17 protein-coding genes and 3 rRNA genes are annotated in these 22,291 nt (G+C 63.8%); all 20 read right to left on the bottom strand.

Going from position 1 to position 22,291, the window contains the following annotated elements; translation table 11 throughout:
• Positions 1–8: 8 nt before the first annotated feature.
• Entirely contained in the window at positions 9–695 is a 687-nt protein-coding gene (nucS, locus tag ACQPYS_RS04765; protein ID WP_063041051.1) for an endonuclease NucS, read from the bottom strand.
• 493 nt (positions 696–1,188) lie between these two features.
• A 5S ribosomal RNA gene (gene rrf / locus ACQPYS_RS04760) occupies positions 1,189–1,305 on the bottom strand.
• Positions 1,306–1,428: 123 nt separating this feature from the next.
• Positions 1,429–4,560 (bottom strand): 23S ribosomal RNA (locus tag ACQPYS_RS04755).
• A gap of 328 nt (positions 4,561–4,888) precedes the next feature.
• Positions 4,889–6,405, bottom strand: a 16S ribosomal RNA gene (locus tag ACQPYS_RS04750).
• Together the 16S, 23S and 5S rRNA genes form the textbook arrangement of a ribosomal RNA operon.
• A 511-nt stretch (positions 6,406–6,916) precedes the next feature.
• Positions 6,917–8,176, bottom strand: coding sequence for a UDP-N-acetylglucosamine 1-carboxyvinyltransferase (murA, locus tag ACQPYS_RS04745; RefSeq protein ID WP_063035855.1), 1,260 nt, complete (start codon positions 8,174–8,176; stop codon positions 6,917–6,919).
• Positions 8,177–8,330: 154 nt separating this feature from the next.
• Complete coding sequence (locus ACQPYS_RS04740) at positions 8,331–8,963, bottom strand: cob(I)yrinic acid a,c-diamide adenosyltransferase (RefSeq protein WP_063035854.1); 633 nt, start codon at positions 8,961–8,963, stop codon at positions 8,331–8,333.
• Between the two features lie 115 nt (positions 8,964–9,078).
• Positions 9,079–9,501, bottom strand: a complete 423-nt coding sequence (locus tag ACQPYS_RS04735; RefSeq protein WP_063035853.1) for a DUF2550 domain-containing protein — start codon at positions 9,499–9,501, stop codon at positions 9,079–9,081.
• Between the two features lie 267 nt (positions 9,502–9,768).
• The gene (locus ACQPYS_RS04730; RefSeq protein ID WP_433491782.1) at positions 9,769–10,149 is read right to left on the bottom strand and encodes a F0F1 ATP synthase subunit epsilon; all 381 of its coding nucleotides are present in this window, start codon (positions 10,147–10,149) and stop codon (positions 9,769–9,771) included.
• 6 nt (positions 10,150–10,155) lie between these two features.
• On the bottom strand, positions 10,156–11,604 hold the full coding sequence (gene atpD, locus ACQPYS_RS04725) for a F0F1 ATP synthase subunit beta (protein ID WP_063131414.1): 1,449 nt from the start codon (positions 11,602–11,604) through the stop codon (positions 10,156–10,158).
• A 22-nt stretch (positions 11,605–11,626) separates the two neighbouring features.
• The gene (locus ACQPYS_RS04720; protein WP_431941038.1) at positions 11,627–12,598 is read right to left on the bottom strand and encodes a F0F1 ATP synthase subunit gamma; all 972 of its coding nucleotides are present in this window, start codon (positions 12,596–12,598) and stop codon (positions 11,627–11,629) included.
• A gap of 58 nt (positions 12,599–12,656) precedes the next feature.
• Positions 12,657–14,294 carry a F0F1 ATP synthase subunit alpha gene (gene atpA, locus ACQPYS_RS04715; RefSeq protein WP_063035849.1) on the bottom strand — a complete coding sequence of 546 codons (1,638 nt, stop codon included), beginning with the start codon at positions 14,292–14,294 and terminating at the stop codon, positions 12,657–12,659.
• An 80-nt stretch (positions 14,295–14,374) separates the two neighbouring features.
• Entirely contained in the window at positions 14,375–15,184 is an 810-nt protein-coding gene (locus ACQPYS_RS04710) for a F0F1 ATP synthase subunit delta (protein ID WP_431941039.1), read from the bottom strand.
• A 19-nt stretch (positions 15,185–15,203) separates the two neighbouring features.
• Complete coding sequence (locus ACQPYS_RS04705) at positions 15,204–15,764, bottom strand: F0F1 ATP synthase subunit B (RefSeq protein ID WP_030522397.1); 561 nt, start codon at positions 15,762–15,764, stop codon at positions 15,204–15,206.
• A gap of 5 nt (positions 15,765–15,769) precedes the next feature.
• Positions 15,770–16,018: an ATP synthase F0 subunit C gene (locus ACQPYS_RS04700; RefSeq protein WP_030522398.1), complete on the bottom strand. Its 249-nt coding sequence runs from the start codon at positions 16,016–16,018 to the stop codon at positions 15,770–15,772.
• An 80-nt stretch (positions 16,019–16,098) separates the two neighbouring features.
• On the bottom strand, positions 16,099–16,824 hold the full coding sequence (gene atpB / locus ACQPYS_RS04695) for a F0F1 ATP synthase subunit A (protein WP_431941040.1): 726 nt from the start codon (positions 16,822–16,824) through the stop codon (positions 16,099–16,101).
• A gap of 395 nt (positions 16,825–17,219) precedes the next feature.
• Positions 17,220–17,687, bottom strand: a complete 468-nt coding sequence (locus tag ACQPYS_RS04690) for a hypothetical protein (RefSeq protein WP_063035848.1) — start codon at positions 17,685–17,687, stop codon at positions 17,220–17,222.
• Positions 17,688–17,697: 10 nt separating this feature from the next.
• Positions 17,698–18,864 (bottom strand): MraY family glycosyltransferase, encoded by a 1,167-nt coding sequence (locus ACQPYS_RS04685; RefSeq protein ID WP_063035884.1) that lies wholly within the window; start codon positions 18,862–18,864, stop codon positions 17,698–17,700.
• Positions 18,865–18,925: 61 nt separating this feature from the next.
• A complete protein-coding gene (locus ACQPYS_RS04680) occupies positions 18,926–19,591 on the bottom strand; it encodes an L-threonylcarbamoyladenylate synthase (protein ID WP_063035847.1) in 666 nt (221 codons plus the stop codon).
• Between the two features lie 501 nt (positions 19,592–20,092).
• On the bottom strand, positions 20,093–20,968 hold the full coding sequence (gene prmC / locus ACQPYS_RS04675) for a peptide chain release factor N(5)-glutamine methyltransferase (protein WP_433491781.1): 876 nt from the start codon (positions 20,966–20,968) through the stop codon (positions 20,093–20,095).
• Between the two features lie 157 nt (positions 20,969–21,125).
• Positions 21,126–22,202 (bottom strand): peptide chain release factor 1, encoded by a 1,077-nt coding sequence (prfA, locus tag ACQPYS_RS04670; RefSeq protein ID WP_039822837.1) that lies wholly within the window; start codon positions 22,200–22,202, stop codon positions 21,126–21,128.
• Between the last annotated feature and the right edge of the window lie 89 nt (positions 22,203–22,291).

Below are 22,291 nucleotides of genomic sequence, written 5' to 3'. Positions count from 1 at the left end.
CCCCAAGTCTAGAAGAGGCGGAATTCGTTGCTCTCGGTCCCACGTAGGGCGTCGTAATCCAGGGTCAGGCAGCGGATCCCGCGATCCTCGGCCAACGTGCGCGCCTGAGGCTTGATCTGCTGCGCCGCGAACACCCCGGCGACCGGCGTCAGCAACGGGTCGCGGTTCAGCAACTCGAGGTACCGGGTGAGCTGTTCGACCCCGTCGATCTCGCCCCGGCGCTTGATCTCCACGGCCACGGTGCGTCCGTCGGCGTCACGGCAGAGCAGATCCACCGGCCCGATGGCGGTCATGTATTCCCGCCGGACAAGGCTGTATCCGGCACCGAGGGTTTCCACATGCTCGGCCAACAGTTCCTGCAGATGCGCTTCCACCCCGTCCTTCACCAGCCCGGGGTCCACCCCCAGCTCGTGGATGGAATCGTGCTCGATCTCCTCGACACCGATCCGCAGTTCTTCCCCCGCCTTGTTGCTGACCACCCACAGCGCCTTCAGCTGCGCGGCAGCCGCGTCCGGCTGCCGCTCGTCCAGCCAGCAGGGCGGGCTCATCCAGTTCAACGGCTTGTACGAACCCCCGTCGGAATGGACCAGCACCGACCCGTCCGCCTTGATCATCAGCAGCCGACGGGCCATCGGCAGGTGAGCGGTCAACCGCCCCACGTAGTCCACCTGGCACCGTGCAATCACGAGTCGCATCCGGCAGAGTCTAGGCCTTGTCCATCACCCATCCGCGACGGCCCGGCCTCATGCCGCGGCCGGGCCGCCGGAACTCTTCTGCGCGCTGGACGCCCAGAGCCTCGCCCCGCCGATCGGCTGGGTGGCGTTCGTAACGACCCGCGGCCTGGACATGGATACCGATACGTGGCCGGAGAAAGACCGTCGGGAATTCGAGATACGTCGCCGTGCCCTGATAGAGGAGTGGAAGCCGAAGGCCCGGGAACTGCACTAGAGCTACAGAAGGCGGCATTCGAAGGGGTATGTCCGGGGCCGTGTTTCCGCCCCGGCCGGCGAGCAAGGATCGTTCGCCGGGCAGTGGGCCCACCGCTCTCGGCACCAGCGCACGAATCTCGCACGGGGCCGAGTCGGATCGCGACACCGCTTCGGGCCGAATCAGAGGCCATATGTCCCGGAAGGTCATCTCTGAAACACCTCTAGGGGCCCACTTTGTGGGCCCCTAGAGGGAAATATGTTCCGGCGGTGTCCTACTCTCCCACACCCTGTCGAGTGCAGTACCATCGGCGCTGGCAGGCTTAGCTTCCGGGTTCGGAATGGGACCGGGCGTTTCCCTGCCGCTATAACCGCCGTAACTCTATGAAACTATCCACAGAGAGCCACCCACACTCCCCAGTATTGTTTCCTGGTTTGCGTGGTGTCTTCTGTATCTGTGTGTTGTTTCAGATACTGCACAGTGGACGCGTAGCAATCTTCGTTTGGTAAGCCCTCGGCCTATTAGTACCGGTCACCTCCACACATTACTGTGCTTCCAGTTCCGGCCTATCAACCCCATGGTCTGTAGGGGGCCTTAACCACTCTAGGTGGTGGGAAACCTCATCTTGGAACAGGCTTCCCGCTTAGATGCTTTCAGCGGTTATCCCTTCCGAACGTAGCCAACCAGCCGTGCCCCTGGCGGGACAACTGGCACACCAGAGGTTCGTCCGTCCCGGTCCTCTCGTACTAGGGACAGCCTTCCTCAAGTTTCCAACGCGCGCGGCGGATAGAGACCGAACTGTCTCACGACGTTCTAAACCCAGCTCGCGTGCCGCTTTAATGGGCGAACAGCCCAACCCTTGGGACCTACTCCAGCCCCAGGATGCGACGAGCCGACATCGAGGTGCCAAACCATCCCGTCGATATGGACTCTTGGGGAAGATCAGCCTGTTATCCCCGGGGTACCTTTTATCCGTTGAGCGACACCGCTTCCACTTGCCGGTGCCGGATCACTAGTCCCGACTTTCGTCCCTGCTCGACATGTCTGTCTCACAGTCAAGCTCCCTTGTGCACTTGCACTCGACACCTGATTGCCAACCAGGCTGAGGGAACCTTTGGGCGCCTCCGTTACATTTTGGGAGGCAACCGCCCCAGTTAAACTACCCACCAGGCACTGTCCCTGAACCAGATCATGGTCCGAGGTTAGAGGTCCAATACGATCAGAGTGGTATTTCAACGACGACTCACCGAGCACTGGCGTGCCCGTTTCACAGTCTCCCACCTATCCTACACAAACCGTACCGAACACCAATACCAAGCTATAGTGAAGGTCCCGGGGTCTTTTCGTCCTGCCGCGCGTAACGAGCATCTTTACTCGTAATGCAATTTCGCCGAGTCTGTGGTCGAGACAGCAGAGAAGTCGTTACGCCATTCGTGCAGGTCGGAACTTACCCGACAAGGAATTTCGCTACCTTAGGATGGTTATAGTTACCACCGCCGTTTACCGGGGCTTAAATTCTCAGCTTCGCGCCGAAGCGCTAACCGGTCCTCTTAACCTTCCGGCACCGGGCAGGCGTCAGTCCGTATACATCGTCTTACGACTTCGCACGGACCTGTGTTTTTAGTAAACAGTCGCTTCTCTCTGGTCTCTGCGGCCCAAACCAGCTCACGGCGTAAAGCCGGTCACCAGCTCGGGCCCCCCTTCTCCCGAAGTTACGGGGGCATTTTGCCGAGTTCCTTGACCACAGTTCTCTCGATCGCCTTAGTATTCTCTACCTGACCACCTGTGTCGGTTTGGGGTACGGGCCGTGTACCAACTCACTAGAGGCTTTTCTCGGCAGCATAGGATCACTGAATTCGCCTCAATCGGCTACGCATCACCTCTCAGGCTGTATGTTGTGCGGATTTGCCTACACAACGCCCTACAGGCTTACACCAGTACAACCACTGACTGGCCCAGCTACCTTCCTGCGTCACCCCATCGCTTGACTACTACACCCAGGGTCGTGCGCAGCCCCATCCGGCCTCCCGAAGGAGGTCCATCAGGTTTTGGGCACTTAGCACAGATGATTCGCCATTGGGCGCGGATACACGGGTACGGGAATATCAACCCGTTGTCCATCGACTACGCCTGTCGGCCTCGCCTTAGGTCCCGACTCACCCTGGGCGGATTAACCTGGCCCAGGAACCCTTGGTCATTCGGCGGACGAGTTTCTCACTCGTCTTTCGCTACTCATGCCTGCATTCTCACTCGCGCAGCCTCCACAACTAGGTCACCCCGCTGCTTCCCTGGCTACACGACGCTCCCCTACCCAGCCACACCACTGCACACCAGACCGTAATCCGATGTGGATGTATTGTGCGACTGCCGCGGCTTCGGCGGTGTACTTGAGCCCCGCTACATTGTCGGCGCAGGATCACTCGACCAGTGAGCTATTACGCACTCTTTCAAGGGTGGCTGCTTCTAAGCCAACCTCCTGGCTGTCTGCGCAATCCCACATCCTTTTCCACTTAGTACACGCTTAGGGGCCTTAGCCGGCGATCTGGGCTGTTTCCCTCTCGACTACGAAGCTTATCCCCCGCAGTCTCACTGCCGCGCTCTCACTCACCGGCATTCGGAGTTTGGCTGATTTCGGTAAGCTTGTGGGCCCCCTAGACCATCCAGTAGCTCTACCTCCGGTGAGAAACACGCGACGCTGCACCTAAATGCATTTCGGGGAGAACCAGCTATCACGGAGTTTGATTGGCCTTTCACCCCTACCCACAGCTCATCCCCTCAGTTTTCAACCTAAGTGGGTTCGGGCCTCCACGACGTCTTACCGTCGCTTCACCCTGGCCATGGGTAGATCACTCCGCTTCGGGTCTAGAACACGCGACTCACACGCCCTATTCGGACTCGCTTTCGCTACGGCTACCCCACACGGGTTAACCTCGCCACATGCCACTAACTCGCAGGCTCATTCTTCAAAAGGCACGCCATCACCCCCCACAGCAAGCTGTGCAGAGGCTCTGACGGATTGTAAGCGCACGGTTTCAGGTACTATTTCACTCCCCTCCCGGGGTACTTTTCACCTTTCCCTCACGGTACTAGTCCGCTATCGGTCACCAGGGAGTATTCAGGCTTACCGGGTGGTCCCGGCAGATTCACAGCAGATTTCACGGGCCCGCTGCTACTCGGGCACCCACTACAACAGAGAACATGTTTTCGCCTACCGGACTCTCACCGTCTACGGTTGGCCGTCCCAGACCAATTCAGCTAACACGAACTTTTCTGACTGTTGCTCGCCACGGCAGTGACAAGAAAGTGAGCCCCACGACCCCACACGTGCAACGCCTGCCGGCTATCACACACGCATGGTTTAGCCTCATCCGCTTTCGCTCGCCACTACTCACGGAATCACATGTTGTTTTCTCTTCCTGTGGGTACTGAGATGTTTCACTTCCCCACGTTCCCTCCACACACCCTATATATTCAGGTGCGGGTAACACGACATCACTCGTGCTGGGTTTCCCCATTCGGACACCCTCGGATCACAGCTCGGTTGACAGCTCCCCGAGGCTTATCGCAGCCTCCTACGTCCTTCATCGGCTCCTGGTGCCAAGGCATCCACCGTACGCTCTTAAAAACTTACAAAACAAAGATGCTCGCGTCCACTGTGCAGTTCTCAAACAACACACCCACTCGAATCGAACATCAGGACTCACCGGCCAAACCGGCAGTATCTCAGAAAATCCGAGCAGATCGTATTTTTTGCCTGGAAAGAACGTCTGTTCTTTCAGGACCCAACAGTGTGTTGATATATCCACCAGCACCACAGACTCGGCTGCGGCCATACGTGATGGAGATTGTCAGCGTTCCACCCATGAGCAACCATCGGAAAACATTCGCTTCCGAAATGGCCTCTGCCACAAGACGTTTACCATCCCGACTATTCGGGTGTCCGTGGAGAAATGCTCCTTAGAAAGGAGGTGATCCAGCCGCACCTTCCGGTACGGCTACCTTGTTACGACTTCGTCCCAATCGCCGATCCCACCTTCGACGGCTCCCTCCACAAGGGTTAGGCCACCGGCTTCGGGTGTTACCGACTTTCATGACGTGACGGGCGGTGTGTACAAGGCCCGGGAACGTATTCACCGCAGCGTTGCTGATCTGCGATTACTAGCGACTCCAACTTCACGGGGTCGAGTTGCAGACCCCGATCCGAACTGAGACCGGCTTTAAGGGATTCGCTCCACCTCACGGTATCGCAGCCCTCTGTACCGGCCATTGTAGCATGTGTGAAGCCCTGGACATAAGGGGCATGATGACTTGACGTCGTCCCCACCTTCCTCCGAGTTGACCCCGGCAGTCTCTCACGAGTCCCCGCCATTACGCGCTGGCAACATAAGATAAGGGTTGCGCTCGTTGCGGGACTTAACCCAACATCTCACGACACGAGCTGACGACAGCCATGCACCACCTGTACACCGACCACAAGGGGGCCTACATCTCTGCAGGTTTCCGGTGTATGTCAAACCCAGGTAAGGTTCTTCGCGTTGCATCGAATTAATCCACATGCTCCGCCGCTTGTGCGGGCCCCCGTCAATTCCTTTGAGTTTTAGCCTTGCGGCCGTACTCCCCAGGCGGGGTACTTAATGCGTTAGCTACGGCACGGATCCCGTGGAAGGAAACCCACACCTAGTACCCACCGTTTACGGCGTGGACTACCAGGGTATCTAATCCTGTTCGCTACCCACGCTTTCGCTTCTCAGCGTCAGTTACTTCCCAGAGACCCGCCTTCGCCACCGGTGTTCCTCCTGATATCTGCGCATTTCACCGCTACACCAGGAATTCCAGTCTCCCCTGAAGTACTCTAGTCTGCCCGTATCGCCTGCAAGCTTAAGGTTGAGCCCCAAGTTTTCACAGATGACGCGACAGACCGCCTACAAGCTCTTTACGCCCAGTAATTCCGGACAACGCTCGCACCCTACGTATTACCGCGGCTGCTGGCACGTAGTTGGCCGGTGCTTCTTATACTCCTACCGTCACTCTCGCTTCGTCGGAGTCGAAAGAGGTTTACAACCCGAAGGCCGTCATCCCTCACGCGGCGTCGCTGCATCAGGCTTCCGCCCATTGTGCAATATTCCCCACTGCTGCCTCCCGTAGGAGTCTGGGCCGTGTCTCAGTCCCAGTGTGGCCGGTCGCCCTCTCAGGCCGGCTACCCGTCGTCGCCTTGGTAGGCCATTACCCCACCAACAAGCTGATAGGCCGCGGGCTCATCTTGCACCGATAAATCTTTCCACCCCCGGTCATGCAACCGAAGGTCATATCCGGTATTAGACCCAGTTTCCCAGGCTTATCCCAGAGTGCAAGGCAGATCACCCACGTGTTACTCACCCGTTCGCCGCTCGTGTACCCCGAAGGGCCTTACCGCTCGACTTGCATGTGTTAAGCACGCCGCCAGCGTTCGTCCTGAGCCAGGATCAAACTCTCCGTTGAAGACTCACAATCACACCCGAAGGCGCAATCAAAAGTACAAACCAGAGTCCGAAAACCCAGCAAAATAAATCGCCAGCTGGAATTTAGCTGACTTAAATGTTCAGTCCTCCACACGGGGGTATGAAGAACCGAAACCAAATCAAATATTTGGCACTGACATTCATCAACACACTATTGAGTTCTCAAAGAACACACGCACACACTATCTCGTGGCTTTTAAGCCACTCGATCGGTGAGGCAACTTCTCAAGCTTAGCTCATCCGTTTATCCGATTGCAAATCGGCATCCCGGTCGAGCTAGTGTGATCGCCAGGCGCTCCTCGTCCTACCTCGTTTCCCTGGTCCCTCCGGCTCGGCGTTTCCGCTTCGCTCCGGGCCCCGGGTCGGTGTCCGTGTCGCTCTGACTTGGATAAAGTTACGTGGCATCTAATTCAATGTCAAATCGCCTGGTCAGAGCGACTTTTCAGCGACTGTTTCCGAGACCGTTTCCGAACCGGGGCCGCCTTGAACGGTCAAGTTCCCACTCCCACCCGTTCCACGCCGGCGCCGAGCGCCTGGAGTTTCTCCACGAAGTTCGGATATCCGCGGTCGATGTGGAAAACGTCGTGCACCTCTGTCACCCCGTCGGCGACGAGGCCCGCGAGGACCAGCCCGGCCCCCGCGCGGATATCGGAGGACCACACCGGCGCACTGGAGAGCCGGGGAATACCGCGGACCACCGCGTGATGCCCGTCGGTCCGGGCATCGGCGCCCAGCCGGATCATCTCCTCGACGAACCGGAAGCGCGCTTCGAAAACGTTCTCGGTGATCATCGAGGTGCCGTCCGCGATAGCCGCCAGGCCGATGGCCATCGGCTGCAGATCCGTGGGGAAGCCAGGGAACGGCAGGGTGGAGAAGTTGACCGCGCGCGGGCGATCGGCCTGCACGACCCGGAAACCCTCGGGTTCGAACGAGATCCGCGCGCCGGCCGACCGCAGCTTGTCCAGGACCAGTGCCAGGTGCTGCGGATTGACCCCGGTCACCCGCACATCACCCATTGTCATGGCGGCGGCGATACCCCACGTGGCCGCGACGATCCTGTCGCCGATCACCCGGTGCGTGATCGGCGACAGCCGTTTCACGCCATGGATGGTGAGCACCGAGGTACCCGCACCGCGGATACGCGCGCCCATCTGGGTGAGCATGGTGCACAGGTCGACGATGTCGGGCTCACGCGCGGCATTGTCGATCACCGTCTCCCCCTGCGCGAGCACCGCGGCCATGAGGATGTTCTCGGTGGCACCGACCGACGGGAAGTCCAGCCGGATACGCGCGCCCTGCAGCTCGTCGGCCCGGGCGACCACGCATCCGTGCTCGATCTCGCTGGTCGCGCCAAGCAACCGCAGCCCGGCCTGGTGCATATCGAGCGGCCGGGAACCGATGGCGTCACCACCGGGTAGCGCCACCACCGCGCGTTTACAGCGGGCCATCAACGGACCGAGCACACAGACCGAGGCACGGAACTGGGTCACCGCCGGGAAATCCGCGTGGTACTTGGGTTCGGCCGGGGTATCGATCGTCACCACATCGCCGGAGATCTCGACGTCGCATCCGAGACCGCGCAGCACCTCGGCCATCAGGGGCACGTCGAGGATGTCCGGACAGTTCGTGATGGTGGTCTTGCCTTCGGTGAGCAGCGCAGCGGCCATCAGTTTCAGGACGCTGTTCTTGGCGCCTCCCACCGAGACCTCACCGACCAGCCGGTTGCCGCCAGTTACCAAAAACCGTTCCATGCCGCCTCTCCGAGTATTCGGCGCACCAGTGAGTGCAAGGATAGAGCGCCCACGATCGCATCGCGCTGCCGGTCGAGACAACGCCGAGCCCTCGCGCGCGGCGGCTCGGCTACCCGATCGCCAGGAGCAGTTTCCACCCTTCGGACGGAATCCGTCAGCTTTCGGACGCGGGACCCGCGCCGGGTTCGTCCGGAGCCGCCGCACCGGCCCCGCCCGCCCGGCCACCGCCGGGCTGCCAGAGCACATCACCGTCGGGATTGGTGTAGCGGCTGAGGATGAACAGCAGATCCGACAGCCGGTTGAGGTATCGGGCCGGCAGCACACCGGTGTCGACGGGATGTGCTTCCACGGCCGCCCACGCCGAACGTTCGGCGCGCCGGACGACCGTGCGTGCGGTGTGCAGCAGCGCGGCGAGCGGCGTGCCGCCGGGCAGGATGAAGGAATCGAGCGGAGCCAGCCCGGCATTGAACCGGTCGCACCACTGTTCCAGTCGTTCGATATAGCTCGGGGTGATGCGCAGCGGCGGATACTTCGGGTTCTCCACCACCGGAGTGGACAGATCCGCGCCCGCGTCGAAGAGATCGTTCTGGACCGCGCGCAGGACCGCTGTCAGTTCCGGGTCCGGGCCGCCGAGTGCGATCGCGACCCCGAGGGCGGCATTGGCCTCGTCGCAGTCCGCGTAGGCGATCAGCCGCGGATCGGTTTTCGGCACCCGGGAGAAATCACTGAGACCGGTGGTCCCGTCATCGCCGGTGCGGGTGTAGATCCGCGTCAGATGCACGCTCACAGGACCCACCCTAACGTCCCTCGGCCCGGCCAGGGGGTTGTGGCGGATGCGCATTTGCGCCGTACTGTCCGCTCGCGTGTAGAGCCGGGCCGGGCAATCTGCCGACCGCCCGAGTTCAGTGGCCGCGCAGCCGGCGGGCCCGCTCCGAGGGCCGGGACTCGACCCAGGAAAGGAACGCGGTCAGCGCCGCGCGGTCCAGCGCCAGCTCGTAATCGCCGTTGCGATCGGACACCCCGATCACCGCGATCTCCTCGGTCATGATGTCGTGCTCGTCACCCTGCGGGCGACGGCGATCACCGATCTCGATACCGCGGCGCCGGATCACCGAATCGGCGCCGATCTTCAGGCTGGTGAGTTTGAAGAAGACGAGGTGATCCTCGTCGTAGCGGATGACCCCGTGGCGCCAGCGTTCCCCGCCGCGCGCCGGGAGTACGCGCAGGATGGCCGCGGTGCCGCCGCGCCGCAACATGACCAGGCGATAAGTGGAAACCAGAGCCAATGCGACCAGCACGAGCACCAGAATGATCAGAAGCACCATCCCGGTCTGCAATGCTGCACATCCCTTCGCTCGCTCATCCGAGGCGATCTCCGGATCGGACCGGCAGATGCACCCGCGGCCATTCAACCACGAACCAGTTTACAAATGGCATGGGGATGTCTCGGATAATGCGACGTCATCGATCCCGGAGGCGCCCGCGGGCAACGCCGGTATGAACCGGGACCCCGATCAAACGGCTCCGGCCGGCGACGAGGATTCGCCGCCGGCCGGAGCCGAGATCATTCTGTTGTGCTCCCGCGTGGGAGATCAGGCCTTCGCGCCGGCCTGTTCCACCGCGCGGACCCGGGCCTGGGCCGCCAGCTGGGCTTCCGCCGACGCCGATCCGTCGGACAGCACCTGGCGTGCGGCCGCGACATCGACCTCGGTGGAGAACTCGGCGGACTCCGCCAAGACCCGCACCGTATCGGCGGTGACCGAGAAGAAACCGCCGTGTACCGCGGCCACGATCCGGGTGCCCTCGGTGTCCACGATGGTCACCGTGCCGCCCTCGACCAACTGGCCGAGCAGCGGCTCGTGCCCGGGCATGATGCCGATCTGTCCCTCGGTGGTCTGGGCGCTGACGAAACTCGCCCGGCCCGACCAGAGCCGCCGCTCTACCGCGACGAGATCAACTGACATATCCGCCATGAAGGACTACTTTCCGGCGATCTTCTTCGCGGCCGCCTCGACATCGTCGAGACCACCGCAGCTGTTGAACGCCTGCTCCGGGAAGTGGTCGAATTCGCCCTTGCAGACCCGGTCGAAGTCGTCGATGGTCTGCTCCAGCGGCACGACCGAGCCAGGCTGACCGGTGAACTTCTCGGCCACGATGAAGTTCTGGCCGAGGAACTTCTCCAGCCGGCGGGCACGGCCGACGAGGACCTTGTCCTCCTCGGAGAGCTCGTCCATACCGAGGATGGCGATGATGTCCTGCAGTTCCTTGTACTTCTGCAGGATCCGCTTCACCTCGTTGGCCACCGCGAAGTGCCGGTCGCCGACGATCGAGGCCTCGAGAATACGAGAGGTCGAGGTCAGCGGGTCGACGGCGGGGTAGATACCCTTCTGCGAAATCGGGCGGGAGAGCTCGGTGGTCGCGTCCAGGTGGGCGAAGGTGGTCGCCGGAGCCGGGTCGGTGTAGTCGTCGGCGGGCACGTAGATGGCCTGCAGCGAGGTGATCGACCGGCCGCGGGTCGAGGTGATCCGCTCCTGCAGTTCACCCATCTCGTCGGCCAGGGTCGGCTGGTAACCGACCGCCGAGGGCATCCGGCCCAGCAGGGTCGAGACCTCGGAGCCGGCCTGGGTGAACCGGAAGATGTTGTCGATGAACAGCAGCACGTCCTGGTGCTTCACATCGCGGAAGTACTCCGCCATGGTCAGCGCCGACAGGGCGACGCGCATACGGGTACCCGGCGGCTCGTCCATCTGGCCGAAGACGAGGGCGGTGTCCTGGAGGACGCCCATCTCTTCCATTTCCAGGTGCAGGTCGGTGCCCTCACGGGTGCGCTCACCGACACCGGCGAACACCGAGGTACCGGAGAACTCCCGCGCGATACGGGTGATCATCTCCTGGATGAGAACGGTCTTGCCGACACCGGCACCACCGAACAGGCCGATCTTGCCGCCCTTCACGTACGGGGTCAGCAGGTCGAGCACCTTGACGCCGGTCTCGAGGATTTCGGTCTTGCCCTCGAGCTGGTCGAAGCTCGGCGGTTTGCGGTGGATACCCCACTGTTCACCGTCGCGGCCGAGGCCGGGGCTGTCGAGGCAGTCGCCGAGCGCGTTGAACACGTGCCCCTTGACGACATCGCCGACCGGCACCGAGATCGGCTTACCGGAGTCACGAACCTCGGCGCCGCGAACCAGACCGTCGGTGGGCTGCATCGAGATGGTGCGCACGATGTTGTCACCGAGGTGCTGGGCGACCTCGAGGGTCAACGTCTTGGCAACCGACTTCAGGGTGATCTCGGCGGCGAGGGCGTTGAACAATTCTGGAATGGAGCCCCGCGGGAATTCGACGTCCACGACGGGGCCGATGACGCGGACCACACGGCCACTGGCGGCGCCGGTCCGGCTCGAGTCTTCTCGAGTAACAGCTGCGGTCATTTCTGGTTTCTCTTCCTGCGTCTCAGTCGCGTTCCGAGCTGGCCGCCAGGGCATTCACGCCGCCGACGATTTCGCTGATTTCCTGCGTGATGTTGGCCTGCCGCAACGAGTTGGCCTGGCGAGACAGGGAACTCGCCAATTCGTTGGCGTTATCGGTGGCCGCCTTCATTGCGGTGCGCCGAGCGGCGTGCTCGGATGCCGCTGCGTCGAGCAACGACGCGTAGATCCGCGTGTTGATGTACTTGGGCAGCAGCGCCGCCAGCAGCACATCGGCGTCGGGCTCGAATTCGTACTGCGCGCTCACCTCGGCCGTGGGCGAATCGGACAGCATATCCGCGCCCAGATCGAAGCTCTCGTCGACGAAGGAGATCTGGATCGGCGCCATCCGGCGCACTTCCGGCGTCTGCGACAGCATGCTCACGAACCGGGTGTAGACGATATGGAGCTCGTCCACGCCCGCGATCGTACCGGTACCGTCCGGTGCCGGTACCTCGCCCGCGGACCCGGCCATAAAGCTGTCCACCAGGTGGTTGCAGGCCGCCGAGGCATCCGGATAGGTCGGCTGCTGGGAGAACCCGGTCCACGAGGCGACCGGCCGACGATCACGGAAGGTGTAGTACGTCAGGCCCTTGTTGCCCATGACGTAGAGCACCGGTTCCTTGCCCTCGTCACGCAGGGTGGTCATCAGCTCCTCGGCGCGTTTGAGCACATTGGAGTTGTAGCCACCGCACTGGCCGCTGTCGCTGGTGATCACCAGGACCGCGGCACGCTTCGGATCGGTGCGTTCGGTGAGCAGCGGGTGCGACAGGTTCTTCGACGCACTCGCCAGCTCCGCGACCACCTTGGTGATCTCCTCGGAGTACGGCTTGGCGGCCGCGACCCGAGCCTGGGCCTTGGTGATCCGGGAGGTCGCGATCAGTTCCTGGGCCTTGGTGATCTTCTTGATCGAGTTGATACCACGAATACGGGAGCGCAGCTCGCGCAAGGTAGCCATCGGTTCACACTCCCCTCATTCGCGGCGTGACAGGAAAACAGCGCATGGTTCGCCCGGTCTACTTCTCGACGTGCTTGCGGGTGACCGACAGCGATTCGACCTCTTCGTGGGCCAGTTCGCCGGCGGCGGCCTCGTTCACCACACGGCTGCCGTCGGACGCCAGGAAGCCCTGTTTGAACTTGTCGGTGGCCGCCTTGATCTGCTCGGCCGCCTCGTCCTGCAGCACCTTGCCACCGGCGATGCTCGTGAAGGCATCCGCGGCATTGGCGTGCAGATCCTCGAGCAGCTCGACATTGAACCGGCGGATATCGGCCACCGGCACCGAGTCGTAGTAGCCGGCGTCGACCAGGTAGATCGAGACGATCTGGTCCTCGACCGCGATCGGCGAGTACTGGTCCTGCTTGAGCAGTTCCACCCAGCGGGCGCCGCGCTCGAGCTGCGCCAGCGAGGCGGCGTCGAGGTCGGAGGCGAAGGCGGAGAACGCCTCCAGCTCGCGGTACTGGGCCATTTCCAGACGCAGCGAACCGGCGACCTTCTTCATACCCTTGGTCTGGGCGGCGCCACCGACACGGGAGACCGAGGTACCGACGTTGATCGCCGGGCGAACACCCTTGTTGAACAGGTCGGACTCCAGGAAGACCTGACCGTCGGTGATGGAGATGACATTGGTCGGGATGAAGGCCGAGATGTCGTTGGCCTTGGTCTCGATGATCGGCAGACCGGTCATCGAACCGCCGCCCATCTCGTCGGAGAGTTTGGCGCAACGCTCCAGCAGACGCGAGTGCAGGTAGAAGACGTCACCCGGGTAGGCCTCGCGGCCCGGCGGGCGGCGCAGCAGCAGCGAGATGGCGCGGTAGGCCTCGGCCTGCTTGGTGAGATCGTCGAATACGATCAGGACGTGCTTGCCCTGGTACATCCAGTGCTGGCCGAGGGCCGAACCGGTGTAGGGGGCCAGCCACTTGAAGCCGGCGGAATCGGAGGCCGGGGCGGCGACGATGGTGGTGTACTCCAGTGCGCCGTGCTCCTCGAGAGCGGATTTGACGCCCGCGATGGTAGAGCCCTTCTGGCCGATCGCCACGTAGATGCAGCGCACCTGCTTGGCCGGATCGCCCGACTCCCAGTTGGCCTTCTGGTTCAGGATCGTGTCGATGCAGACCGCGGTCTTACCGGTCTTGCGGTCACCGATGACCAGCTGACGCTGCCCCCGGCCGATCGCGGTGAGCGCATCGATCGCGGTGATGCCGGTCGCCATCGGCTCCTCGACCGGCTGACGCTCCAGCACGGTGGCGGCCTGCAGTTCGAGGACGCGACGATCGTCGGCCTCGATCTCGCCCAGACCGTCGATCGGCTGACCGAGCGGGTTCACGACGCGGCCGAGGAACTTGTCGCCGACCGGGACCGAGAGCACATCGCCGGTGCGCCGCACCTGCTGGCCCTCTTCGATCTCGGCGAACTCGCCGAGAACGACGGCACCGATTTCACGGTCCTCGAGGTTCAGCGCGACGCCGAGCACACCGCCCGGGAATTCGAGCAGCTCGTTGGCCATGGCCGAAGGCAAGCCGCTGACGTGCGCGATGCCGTCACTGGTATCGGTGACGACACCGACTTCCTCGATGGAGGTTTCCGGGGTGTAGCTCTGGGTGTAGCTTTCGATCGCGCTACGGATCTCGTCGGAGGAGATCGTCAGCTCCGCCATGTTCTTCCTGCTCTCGGTCTCTGGTCTGGAATGTCGGGGTGTTGAGCGGTTCGCGTCGGGCTGCGCCCGGCGCCCCGCCGCTAGGTCAGCGAGCGACGCAGCCGGTCCAGCCGGCCGATCGCGCTGCCGTCGATCACATCGTCGCCGATGCGCACGACGAGCCCGCTCAACAGTTCGGGATCGACCTCGACATGCACGGTGACAGCCTTGTTGTAGATACGTGCCAGGGCGCCGCCCAGCCGTTCACGCTGGGAGTCGGTCAGCTCGATCGCCGACCGGACGTGCGCGACGATCTGTTCGCGCCGGGCCGCGGCCAGGTCGGACAGTTCGTCGAAGGCCACACCGATCCCGGCACGCTGCCTGGTCACCACCTGCTCGGCGAGAGCCCGGGTAATGGTCTCGGCCTTGCCGGACAGCAACCGCTCGAGCAGCTCTCGTTTGGCCGACGCCGAGGCGGTGCGGTCGGACAGGGCCTGTTCCAGCTCCGGGTTGTCGGCGATGATCCGGCCGAAGCGGAACAGTTCGTCCTCGACGGCGGTCAGCCGGCCCTGTTCGGAGGCCGATTCCAGGTATGCCAGCTGACCCAGCAGCACCAGGGTGTCGACCAGATCCCGGGCACGCGACCAGTCCTGGGCGACCGCAGTGGTCAGCACCGCCTGAGTGGCAGCGCTGACCTGGCTCCCGAAGACCCGCTCGGTCAGTTCGGCGCGGGCCGAACCGGGCACCGATACGTCCGCGAGCGCCACACGCAGCGGACGCTGGTCGTCCAGTACGTCGACAACGGCGAACAGTTCGGACCCCGTCGTGGCCGCAACACCGTTGCTTCCGGTCAGCGCGGCCCGAAGCGCCTCCTTGGACCGGGAGCTGGCCTCACGGCTCGCTGCGTACATGGTTTTCACTCCTCCGTCGTTACCTTCCGACCCCGATACCGGCGTCCGAACGGTCGATCTCGTCGAGGAATCGCTCGATCGTCGCGGCCTGTTTGGCCTCGTCCGATACCGACTGCCCGATGATCTTCTCGGCCAGGTCCACCGCGGTGCGGCCGACCTCGGCCCGCAGCTCGGTCAGGATCTGCTGGCGCTGGGCTTCCAGCTGGGTGTGCCCGGCCGCGACGATACGGTCGCTCTCGGCCTGGGCGTCGGCCTTCATCTGGGCGAGGATCTGCTGGCCCTGGGTGCGGGCGTCTTCGCGGATCTTCGCGGCTTCCAGGCGGGCGTCGGCCAGCTGCTTCTGGTACTGCTGCAGCGTCTCCTGCGCTTCGGCCTGCGCGGCCTCGGCCCGATCGATGCCACCCTCGATCTTGTCGGCGCGCTCGTCCAGCACCTTCATCAGGCGCGGAACGGCGTATTTGTAGACCACGAAGGCGATAATCGCCACGCAGACCGCCGACCAGACGATGTCGTACGTCGCGGGGATGAGAGGATTCACATCCTCTCCCTCAGCCGCTGCGAGCAGAATGAACTCGTTCATCGGAATCAGAAGATGAAGCCGGCGACGAGACCGATCAGCGCCAGGGCTTCGGTGAACGCGATGCCGAGGAACATGTTGGTCCGGATGGTGCCGGAGAGTTCGGGCTGACGGGCAATGCCCTCGATCGCCTTACCGACGACGATACCGACGCCGATGCCCGGGCCGATGGCGGCCAGGCCGTAGCCGACAGCGCCGAGGCCCTTCAGCGTGGATTCGTTGGTGGCAGCTTCCTGGGCCAGGTACGAGAGGCTCATGAGTCTTCCATTCCCTTTCTGTTGCTCACCCGCCGGACGGCGTGGTGCAGCAGGTCCTTATCGGTTGTTCCGGTCGTCGGTCAGTGCTCGTCGGCGTGCTGGGCAAGGCTGATGTACACGGCGGTCAGCAACGCGAACACATAGGCCTGCAGGAAGATGACCAGCAGTTCGAACAGCGTGAATGCGAGCCCGCCCAGCAGCGAGAAGGGCGAGAACACCTTCATCCAGGCGTCCGCGTCGAAGAGGAAGAACTGGGTCGCGCTGAAGAACAGCACCAGCATGATGTGACCGGCGAGCATATTGGCCATGAGTCGGACGGTCAGCGTGAAGGGCCGCAGCACGAAGGTCGAAATGAACTCGATCGGAATGAGCAGGACGTGCATGGCCGGCGGAACATTCGGAACGACGATGCTGCTGCGCATATAGGTGAAGAAGCCGTACTTCTTGATGCCCACGTAGTTGAACGCGATATACGCGACCACGGCCAGTACCAGCGGCATACCGATACGCGCGTTCGACGAGATGTTCAGACCGGGGATCACACCCGAGAAGTTCAGGAAGAGGACGGTGAAGAAGATCGTCGCGATCAGCGGGAAGAACTTGCGGCCGTTTTCCTTGCCGAGGATCTCGTCACAGATCTGCTCCTTGACGAAGACCAAACCCATTTCGCCGATGTTCTGCAGCCGTTTCGGCACGATTCGCGGGGTCCGGAACGCCAGGAACAGGAATGCGATCAGGACGGCGGTCATCAACAGCCGGACCAGCATCAGCCGATCGAGTTCGAAGGGGGTCCCTTCGAACAGCACCGCCGGAGGGAAGAAGTCGGTTAGCGACGGCGCGTGAAACTCCGCGGCCAAGGTAGTGACGCTCAGCGTTCTCTCCCGTGTTCGGGCCGCGGGAAGTTTTCGCTCCCGCGGTTCGATCGGACATTGACGATCAATGTGGGTCGACTGAGGTCGGCTCGAGGTCGTCAGCAGCTGTAGCGGCGATCCGCGCTGGCGTCTGTACGTGTGTCGGCGACATCGTCGACATGCAGAACCGAACCCTTTACGAGCACGGCACGGCAGTAGCATAGCGGTAGCTGGTAGGGCCGGGTCGGCACCCCTGGCTTAGTCGCTTGCTTACCAATACTTTACCAAGAGAACTACGACAACGTGTAGCGGGGGCGATGTAACCTACGACAAATTGTCGTAGACCCTGGTCAGCCCTGGTCAGGGTCCTCTTTTCCGCCCCGCTCGGGGACAGTTACATAGGGGACTTTCTGTCGCAATACACCGTACGTTTCGGCCCCCAGAACGATGACCAGGGCCCCCACGACGGTCAGGAACAGCGCGACCCGGTCATAGAACTCGAACCGTTGCAGGACGGCGACCACGATCAGCGCCACCAGCAGCTTCCCGACCCAGCTGACCAGCATTATCAGCCCGGCGGTGGACGGCGGTAGTTTCGCGCCGAGCAGCACGACCACCGCCGTGGTCAGGATGAAGCCGCCACCGATCGCGGCGCCCAGCAACGCACCCCACAGTCCGGGGGTCCCGGCCAGAGCGGTCGCGATCGCCGCCGCCGACGCCGTCAAAACGACCAGACCGATCAGTCCGTAGCGCAGGGCCGCGCGGAGCGGGGCATCGGCGCTGTCGGGGGTGCTGGGGCCGGCAGAACTCGTGGACACGGCCCGAACTCTACCCGGAGTCGGAAACCGAGCCCGCCGCGTCCCGGCGCGCCTGCCGCCGCCACAACCCCGGGACAGCGGTAACGACCAGTGCGAACAGGAGACCGGCGGCCATCATCAGTACCACCACCCGGCGGTCCATCACCGAAGTGCCGACCGCGCCGAACGCGAGGATGCCGACCCACAGATAGATCACCAGCACCACCCGGCGCTGCGAATGCCCGATCTGCAGCAGCCGGTGGTGCAGATGCATCTTGTCGGGCGTGGAGAAACTGACCCCGGCCCGCACCCGGCGCACGATCGCCAGCAGCAGGTCCAGTACCGGAATGAACATCACCGCACCGACCAGCAGCAGCGGCGAGAGCAGGCCGACGATATCGCGCGGCCCGTAACCCTGCAGCGGGATCCGGCCGGACGCGCTGGTCGACACGGCGGCCAGCACCAACCCGATCAGCATGGATCCCGAATCACCCATGAAGATCCGGGCCGGCGAGAAATTGTGCGGCAGGAACCCGAGACAGGCCCCGGCCATGGCGGCGGCCAGCAGCGCGGGTGGATAGCTGTCCACCGAACCGCCCTGTTCGGTGAGCAGGCCGACCGCGAACGCGAACACCGCGAACGAAGCGATCAAGCCCAGGCCGGCGGCCAGCCCGTCCAGGCCGTCGACGAAATTCATGGCATTGATCAGGGTCACCGCGACCGCGACGGTGACCAGACCGCCCTGCAAGCCGTCGAGGACGACGGTGCTGTTGTTGAACGGGTCGTAGATCAGGTACCAGCCCAGGCCCATTACCGCCATCACCCCGGCGGCAGTGACCTGACCGGCGAATTTGGTGAGCGCGTCCAGACCCCAGCGGTCGTCCACGATCCCGACACCGACGATGATCGTCGCCGCGACGAGCACGGCGGCGATATCGGGCCGGTAATCGAAGCCGCGGCGCAGTGCCGGCAACTGATGAGCGAACAAAACGGCCGCCACCACACCGATGTACATACCCACCCCGCCCATCCGCGGGATCGGCTTCACGTGCACATCGCGATCACGCGGAATAGCCACCGCGCCGAACCCGATCGCCAATGTCCGGATGCCGCCGGTGGCCAGAAAGGTCACCACCGCCGAGATCAACAACACCAGCAGGAGCTCACGTAGCGGGACGACCGCACCGTAACCGGTCATCGCGCCGACCACCGCCTCGCGACCGGGGATACCGCCCGAACCCTCATCGAAGCCGCTGCATTCACCGCGCGACGGACCCGATCAACGACTCGGCGGTGACTCCCAGCACCTCGGCGACCGCCTCGGTCGGCACCGCGCCCGCGCGCAGGACCCGCGGTTGATCGGCGGTGAGATCGACAATGGTGGACGGCTTCGCGTGCTGGGCCGGACCGCCGTCCAGGAACACCCCCACCTGGGTGCCGAGCTGCTCCCGCGCCTGCGACACATTCTCGGCCGGAGGCCTACCGGAGATATTGGCGCTGGACACCGCCAGTGGACCCACCTCCTGCAACAACTCCAGCGCCACCGGATGCAACGGCATCCGCAGCATCACCGTGCCACGTGCCTCGCCGAGATCCCAGGACAGCGAAGGAGCCTGCTGCACAACGATACTCAGACCACCGGGCCAGAACGCCCGGATCAGTTCACGGGCCTGCGGCCGTACCGAGAACACCAGTCCGTCGATCGTGTTCCATGAACCCACCAGCACCGGCACCGGCATATCCCGCCCCCGGCCCTTGGCCGCCAGCAACGACGCGACAGCCGCGGAATCGAACGCGTCGGCAGCCAGGCCGTAAACCGTATCGGTGGGCACTACGACCAACCGCCCCGATCTCAGAGCACTGGTAGCCGCGGCCAGGCCGGCGGCGCGCGAGTCGGGATCGGCGCAGTCGTAGACGGTACTCACGCGCACAATGGTATGGCCCCGCCTTCGGCGGGGCGGGGGCGAGGGCCCCTTGGTCCCGTCGTTCAGCGCCCGAGACTCGCGCCTTCGGCGCATTGCACTTCGGACGCTGAACGACGGGACGGCCCGCGCCCCTCTCAGGGCCTCGCAAGACTCGGCACCGGAGCGTATCGGCCATCGCGAAAGGATCGGATACAGGCCCCACCTGGCGTGGAGGTCAGCATCCGACCAGGACATCGAATGCCGACCCGGCCCACATAAGTCGAGTGTTGCGAGACGCTCTCAAAGGGTTGAGGTCCTCTTGGTCTCGACCCTGCGGCGGCGCCGGCGCCGCCGAGAAACACAGCACCTCACGAGCGAACCCACATGTCCTGGCTCGGCCGGTACGTCCGCACCAGGTTCCGAATGTGGACGCCTGTGCGCGGGGACGCCGGCAAGCCCTGCGCCGGACAATAGGCCCAGCTGCCAGGAGGTGGGCGTGCGAACGGCCGCGAATAGTGTCTGTCAGCTCGTATGGATGGCCGCCACAAACCGTGGCTTCCCGGCCAGATCCGGGTGCTCCACGATTTCGGTGAACCGCCCGTCCGCCGCCAGTAGGCGCGCGAGTTCCCCACCGTTGCTGTCGTCGTGCTCGATCGCCGCTCCCCCGCCGGGCCGGAGCAGGCGGCCGATGAGCGGTACCAGGGGGCGGATCACGTCGAGACCGTCGGGGCCGCCGAACAGGGCGCGGTGCGGGTCGTGGCCGGCCACCTCGGGGGACAGTTCGGCGCCGTCCGGGATATAGGGCGGGTTGGCGACGACGAGGTCGACGTAACCGTCGAGTTCGGTGAGCAGATACGGGTCGGTCACATCGTCGTGGTGCAGGGTGATCGGGGCATCACCGTCGGCGGCGCACTGTTCGGCATTGCGGCGGGCCCAGATCAGTGCGTCGGGGTCCGATTCCACCGCGTGCACATCGGCATCGGGTCGAGCGTGCGCCACCGCCAGCGCGAGCGCCCCCGAACCCGTGCAGAGGTCCACCACCACCGGCGTGTGATCGTGGCGGACCGCCGCGAGGTGGGCGAGCGCCCAGGCGAAGAGCAACTCGGTCTCTGGCCGGGGTACGAAAACGCCGGGGCCCACGGCGAGATCGATCTCACCCATGAACGAACGTCCGGTCAGATGCTGCAGTGGCACCCGTTCCGCGCGACGGGCCACCAGCACCCGATAATCGGCGAGCTGCTCGGCCCCGATCAACGGGTTCAGCAGCAGCCGGGATCGCTCCACACCCAATACATGCGCTGCCAGCTGCTCGGCGTCGACGCGCGGGCTGGGCACTCCGGCCGCATCGAGAACTTCCATCGCTTCGGCGAGCGCAGGGCGGAGCTGAACGCGGGGCACCGTGCCATTCTTGCGGGTCGGCGGACGCGGGGTCGAAGAGAGGGCGGTTCGTGGAGGTCAGGGCGTGCTCGCGACCTTCGGCGGTGCGGTCACGCCGGAAATCCGGCTACGGACTTACCGGTGAAGGCGGGATTGTGGGCCCGCTCGTCAAGTGTTGCTACTCGGCCATGCGGGCCGCGCGGTCGGCGGTGGCCAGAGCGTCGAGTAGCGCGTCCATTTCGCCGTTGAGAACCGCGTCGAGGTTATGGGCTTTGTAACCGATGCGGTGGTCGGCGATGCGGTTTTCCGGGAAGTTGTAGGTGCGGATGCGTTCGGAGCGGTCGACCGTACGGATCTGCCCGGCCCGGCCCTCCGCGGCTTCCTGCTCGGCCTGTTCCTCGGCCAGGGCCTGCAGGCGGGCGGCCAGGACCTGCATGGCGCGGGCTTTGTTCTGCAGCTGTGATCGCTCGTTCTGGCAGGTGACGACGATTCCGGAGGGCAGGTGGGTGATGCGGACCGCCGAGTCGGTGGTGTTGACGCCCTGGCCGCCCTTGCCGGAGGAGCGGTAGACGTCGATACGCAGATCGCTTTCGTCGATCTGCACTTCTTCGACCTCGTCCGGTTCGGGGTAGATGAGGACGCCGGCGGCCGAGGTGTGGACACGACCCTGCGATTCGGTGACCGGCACCCGCTGCACCCGGTGCACGCCGCCTTCGAATTTGAAACGCGACCACACACCGTCGCGGGCGGCGTCGCGGCTCTTGATGGAGAGTGTCGCTTCCTTGTAGCCGCCGAGGTCGGAGACGGCGGCATCGAGAATCTCGACTTTCCAGCCGCGGCGTTCGGCGTAGCGGACGTACATGCGGGCCAGGTCGGCGGCGAACAGGGCCGACTCCTCACCGCCTTCGCCGGATTTCACCTCCAGCACCACATCGTCGCCGTCGTGCGGGTCGCGGGGGGCGAGTAGATCGGCGAGTTGTTTCTCGAGTTCTTCGAGTTGTTCCTCGAGTCCGGGGACCTCGGCGGCGAACGCCGGGTCGTCGGCGGCCAGTTCCCGAGCAGCTTCGAGGTCGTCGCGGGTGGCGGTGAGTTTCCGGTAGGTGGTCATCACCGGGGCCAGCTCGGCGAACCTCTTCCCAACTCGCCGCGCGGCGTCCGGGTCGTTGTGCAGGGACGGATCCGCCAGCTGGGTTTCCAGTCCGGCGTATTCGGCCAGCACATCGTCGATCGCGGACGGCGCGGTTTTCTCGGCCATGAACGTGGCTCCTACTCAGGGCGACGCGGGGAAGGGAGGGCACAAAAACGCCAACGCCCGGCCTGCGACTGCAGGACCGGGCGTTGGCG

This window comes from Nocardia grenadensis, from assembly GCF_050942415.1.
Classification (GTDB): Bacteria; Actinomycetota; Actinomycetes; order Mycobacteriales; family Mycobacteriaceae; genus Nocardia; species Nocardia grenadensis.
This window is presented reverse-complemented; position numbering and strand designations above follow the sequence as displayed.

Bases quoted from the DNA above. Each gene is read 5' to 3' on its own strand.
- nucS (WP_063041051.1), bottom strand. From the start codon at position 695: ATGCGACTCGTGATTGCACGGTGCCAGGTGGACTACGTGGGGCGGTTG.
- murA (WP_063035855.1), bottom strand. From the start codon at position 8,176: ATGGAACGGTTTTTGGTAACTGGCGGCAACCGGCTGGTCGGTGAGGTC.
- ACQPYS_RS04735 (WP_063035853.1), bottom strand. From the start codon at position 9,501: ATGGTGCTTCTGATCATTCTGGTGCTCGTGCTGGTCGCATTGGCTCTG.
- ACQPYS_RS04730 (WP_433491782.1), bottom strand. From the start codon at position 10,149: ATGGCGGATATGTCAGTTGATCTCGTCGCGGTAGAGCGGCGGCTCTGG.
- atpD (WP_063131414.1), bottom strand. From the start codon at position 11,604: ATGACCGCAGCTGTTACTCGAGAAGACTCGAGCCGGACCGGCGCCGCC.
- ACQPYS_RS04720 (WP_431941038.1), bottom strand. From the start codon at position 12,598: ATGGCTACCTTGCGCGAGCTGCGCTCCCGTATTCGTGGTATCAACTCG.
- atpA (WP_063035849.1), bottom strand. From the start codon at position 14,294: ATGGCGGAGCTGACGATCTCCTCCGACGAGATCCGTAGCGCGATCGAA.
- ACQPYS_RS04710 (WP_431941039.1), bottom strand. From the start codon at position 15,184: ATGTACGCAGCGAGCCGTGAGGCCAGCTCCCGGTCCAAGGAGGCGCTT.
- ACQPYS_RS04705 (WP_030522397.1), bottom strand. From the start codon at position 15,764: ATGAACGAGTTCATTCTGCTCGCAGCGGCTGAGGGAGAGGATGTGAAT.
- ACQPYS_RS04700 (WP_030522398.1), bottom strand. From the start codon at position 16,018: ATGAGCCTCTCGTACCTGGCCCAGGAAGCTGCCACCAACGAATCCACG.
- ACQPYS_RS04685 (WP_063035884.1), bottom strand. From the start codon at position 18,864: ATGACCGGTTACGGTGCGGTCGTCCCGCTACGTGAGCTCCTGCTGGTG.
- prfA (WP_039822837.1), bottom strand. From the start codon at position 22,202: ATGGCCGAGAAAACCGCGCCGTCCGCGATCGACGATGTGCTGGCCGAA.